This window comes from Candidatus Methanomethylophilaceae archaeon (assembly GCA_017524805.1).
Lineage (GTDB): Archaea > Thermoplasmatota > Thermoplasmata > Methanomassiliicoccales > Methanomethylophilaceae > Methanoprimaticola.
In genome coordinates, this window is the sequence record JAFXUX010000001.1 from 1 (window position 1) to 4220 (window position 4220).

Annotated in this window: 3 protein-coding genes, 1 tRNA gene and 1 pseudogene; 3 read left to right on the top strand and 2 right to left on the bottom strand. The window is 53.8% G+C overall.

The genetic code is table 11. From position 1 onward, the window contains the following. Nucleotides 1–487 precede the first annotated feature (487 nt). The 3 genes and pseudogenes from IKP20_00005 to IKP20_00015 all read left to right on the top strand — a co-directional run bounded on the left by IKP20_00005 (nucleotide 488) and on the right by IKP20_00015 (nucleotide 2469). The gene (locus IKP20_00005; GenBank protein MBR4503369.1) at nucleotides 488–1123 is read left to right on the top strand and encodes a translation initiation factor IF-2 subunit beta; all 636 of its coding nucleotides are present in this window, start codon (nucleotides 488–490) and stop codon (nucleotides 1121–1123) included. Continuing rightward, nucleotides 1123–2340, top strand: a pseudogene (locus tag IKP20_00010) (tRNA (N(6)-L-threonylcarbamoyladenosine(37)-C(2))-methylthiotransferase). The gene IKP20_00005 and the pseudogene IKP20_00010 overlap by 1 nt, the downstream one beginning before the upstream one ends. Before the next feature lie 53 nt (nucleotides 2341–2393). Next, nucleotides 2394–2469: transfer RNA gene (locus tag IKP20_00015), tRNA-Gln, on the top strand. Nucleotides 2470–2494: 25 nt separating this feature from the next. Here IKP20_00015 and IKP20_00020 read toward each other — a convergent pair. Further along, nucleotides 2495–3571: an SPFH/Band 7/PHB domain protein gene (locus tag IKP20_00020; GenBank protein ID MBR4503370.1), complete on the bottom strand. Its 1077-nt coding sequence runs from the start codon at nucleotides 3569–3571 to the stop codon at nucleotides 2495–2497. Nucleotide 3572: 1 nt separating this feature from the next. Further along, a complete protein-coding gene (locus IKP20_00025) occupies nucleotides 3573–3995 on the bottom strand; it encodes an NfeD family protein (protein ID MBR4503371.1) in 423 nt (140 codons plus the stop codon). Between the last annotated feature and the right edge of the window lie 225 nt (nucleotides 3996–4220).

Sequence of the window (4220 nt, forward strand, 5' to 3'; positions counted from 1 at the left end):
CTCGCATGTCTTAATCGAATTCCTATAGCGGTGGCCGCCGGCAGGATCAACCGGAGTCGAATCTTCGACTGAAATTCGTCTCTGATGGATGAAATGGAAATGGCAGCTTGACCATGTTTCACCGCTGTCCCGCTGGACGGCTCACTGAATGATCCGTCTAACGGAACATTCGTAGCATCGAACGTCAGAACCCATGAGGGCACGGCGGGCGGTATCCCCGTCGGAGTTCATGGTCCTCCATATCGCATGAGATGCCTTGTGCATCTCGCGCAAAGCAGGGTAGAATTATTCAGTATATAAAACTTACTTGTGATTCCAATTAGCCACAGACTGATGCCGGAAATGATCATTCGATTTCCTACAGCCATAGACCATCGGCCCCTGAACGATGCCAGAAAGGTTCTGATTGCCGCCATCCAGATGGATGGCCGATACAATACGCAAGAATATATAGCAAGGCTATCAATAGCCGCAGACAGGTGAGAGAATGGCAGATGATGATGACTATTTGTCGCTCCTCAACAGAGCGAAAATCACATGCCCCGAAATAACGGAGGCCCATGAAAGATTTGAGATCCCCGAGTTGGACATTCTCCAAGAGGGAAAGATCACCGTATTCAGGAATTTCATCGATGTAACGGACAAACTGAGGAGAGATCCCGAGCACCTTCTCCAATTCATGCTCAGAGAGCTCGGTACCCCCGGAAGCATCGAAGGGCGCAGAGCGGTTTTCAAAGCCAAAATCAGCCCTCAGGCCATCAACGAGAAGATCCAGATATACACCGAGACGTACGTCATATGCTCGGAGTGCGGCCTTCCCGACACCAAGATGGTAAAGGAAGACAGGACGCTCATGCTTGAATGCGAAGCGTGCGGAGCCCGCAGACCCATAACCGTCAGGAAATCGGTCAGGGCCGACACCGCAAACACGCTCCGCGAGGGCGACATCATCGAGCTTCTCATCTCCGACGTGGGAAAGAAGGGAGATGGCGTAGGGAAAGTGTTTGACTACCTCATAGTAGTCCCCGGAACCGTCAAAGGTGCCAAGATCCACGCCAAGATAACCAAAATCTCGGCTAAGACCGCGTTCGCAGTGCCCACTGCGGAAGCTTGCACGCGCTGATGAAATATTTCGTCGAATCCTATGGATGCACCATGAACTTCGGGGAGGGACGCAGACTCTCCGAAGACATGGCATCCCTGGGATACTCGGAGGCTTCCTCTGCGGATGACGCCGACATCGTGATACTCAACACGTGCACCGTCGTCGAGACCACCGAAAAGAAGATGATCCAGCGCATTGCCGAGCTGAAAAAAGCCGGCAAAAAGATCATCGTTGCGGGTTGCATGGCCAAGGTCCAGCCCCAGAGGATAGAGATCCGCCTCCCTGGCTCGATAATAATACCCCCGAGGGAGTACGGGGGATTCTCCGATCTTGTGACAAGTAAATATGGGGTCGCTGGTCCCCCTCTTCCTGCGGCTGTCGGCACCGACGCGATTCTCCCCATAGCTCAGGGATGCCTCGGAAACTGTTCCTATTGCATAACGAAATACGCCCGCGGAAAGCTGATGAGCTATCCGGAAGAGAGCATAATCGATGAGTTCAAAAGATTCGTATCCTCGGGAGCCAAAGAGATTCTTCTGACGGCCCAGGACACGGCCTGCTACGGGTTCGACATCGGCACCGACCTCGCAGACCTTCTGTCGAAGATGCTGAAGGTCGACGGCGATTACATGATTAGGATCGGCATGATGAATCCCAACCATCTGTCGAGGATAGCGGACCGGCTTCTGGATGCCATGGACGATCCCAGGGTGTATCGCTTCCTCCACATCCCGGTCCAAAGCGGCAGCGATTCCGTTCTGAAATCGATGCGCAGAGGATATACCGCAGAGGATTTCCTGGGATTGGCAAGGAAGCTAAGGGACAGATACCCAGACATCAGCATCGCCACGGATGTCATAACCGGATACCCCGGAGAGACCGATTCGGATCACGAAGCCACCAAAGACCTCATCAGAGCGCTCAGAGCGGACACCATCAACATAACCCGCTTCTCTCCCAGGCCGGGGACTAATGCGTCCGGTATGGAGCAGGTCCACGGGAGGATAGCGAAGGAGAGATCGACCGAGCTAACAGAACTGAAGAATTCCGTCGAATATGACGTGAATTCTGCCTTGGTCGGAAAAGTCTTCGAAGCTCTGGCCACCGAGCACAAGGAAGGCACGATTGTCCGCACGAACAATTACAGGCCCGTTGTCATAAAGGAAACGATCCCCTTGGGAACGAAGGTCAGGGTAAGAATCGAAGGGTGCAAGCCGACATATCTCATAGGGAAGCTGGAGCGAGCACCGATAAAGCATTATACCTTGATGGATTCCGAATCCCAGATAGTCCTGTGGTGTAGAGGTCAATCATGCCGGCCTTTGGAGCCAGCGACCCTGGTTCGAATCCGGGCAGGACTACCATCTTATCCCACCCGGATCCGGGTATTCAGATGGTTTCTTTGGACAGTATCTCGTCCACGTCATCCATCTCTTCTTTCACCGATCTGTTGAACTTGTCGGCCTCGGCTTTGATCTCTTCCTGCGATGGTATCGGGCCGAGTATGTCGTCCGGATCGCCGACGGCCTCCTTGATGCCGCTGATATCGGAGACTTCCCTGTCCGGGATTCCCTTGGCCGTCCCGATATAATCGGAAATGCCTTCCACAAGCCTTGTGACCTCCATCGGGAAGAATATCTTGGACGAATCTCCCTTGCCGACTTCCTGGAGCGTCTGCATGGAAAGCACCGACATGGCCTTGGAATCCATCGCGGCCGCGCCCACGGAAAGTATCCTGAGCTTCTGGGCCTCTCCCTGGCCTTCCAGGATAGTGGCGAGCCTCTTTCCTTCAGCCTCCAGAATCATCGATTGCCTGAGTCCTTCAGCCTCCAGGATGCGGGATTTCTTCTTACCCTCGGCTTCGAGGATTGCCGCCCTCTTCTGACCGTCGGCCTGAAGGATGGCCGCACGTCTCCTCCTCTCGGCAGAAGTCTGCTCTTCCATGGAATCCTTGACCTTCCTTGCCGGGTCGACTTCCCTTATCTCGACGGCCTCGATCTTCACTCCCCACTTGTCGGTGCTCTCATCGAGGATATCCCTGAGACTCAAGTTTATCTTCTCTCTGGATGAAAGGATCTCGTCGAGCTCCATCTCTCCGATTATGGATCTGAGTGTGGTCTGAGCGAGATTGACGGTCGCCAGCCTGTAGTCTGTGACCTCGAAGAAAGCGTTCTTGGGATCCGTCACTTTGATGTAAATGACCGCATCCACATAGACCGGCGAATTGTCTTTGGTGATGACCTCCTGCTTCGGGACATCGAGAACCTCGGTACGGAGGTCCATCTTCACCACTTTGTTGATCAAAGGGCATACGATGTTGAGGCCTTGGTTGAGAACCCTGACGAATTTACCGAGGCGCATGTAAATTGCCTGCTCATAAGGCTGGACAATCTTCACCCCGCTGGTGATCGCTATGATCGCGGCGAATGTCAGGACCAGAACTACGATAATAATGGCTGTGTCCATCTTATTCCTCCCCACATCTCCGAACGTGGACGTGAACCCCTTCACTGAACATGATCTCCACGGAAGCGCCGGCTTCTATGGGCTCATCCGAAGTTGCGGACCATGTTTCCGAGCCTATGACCACCTTCCCCTTCAGATTGCCAGGTTCTGTTGCGACGGTCACCGTGCCGTGCTTTCCGATCAGCGTTTCCGCTACTTTCGTGGCCGGCGGCTCGGGGACAGCCAACCGCTGATAAAGCTTCATGGTCACCAGCGTTATGGGAACGGCCACGGCGACAGCTATTGCGGGAGACCACCAGGACAGGAGGTATTCCGGATATACCAATCCGAGTATTCCGAGGATGATGAGAACCGTCCCGGGGATCACCATGAAGCCGCCGGGGCTGAATGCCTCGATTGCGAGGAATATCGCTCCGACAACTATCAATGCGATTGTTATCGTGAAAGGATCCATGATTTGGAATGCGCATTCAACATATCAAAACTATCGGATAGTACAATAAAAGTGGAAACTGAGGATGAGTGCGACATACGAAACCCGATTGACGGCTAGACCACACCCCAGCGGCGCTTGGGACGTTAGTGAGCCCGGACTGAACATCTCGGCGGACCTCGATGCTTACATCCGGCTTCTATCGGACCCGTCATC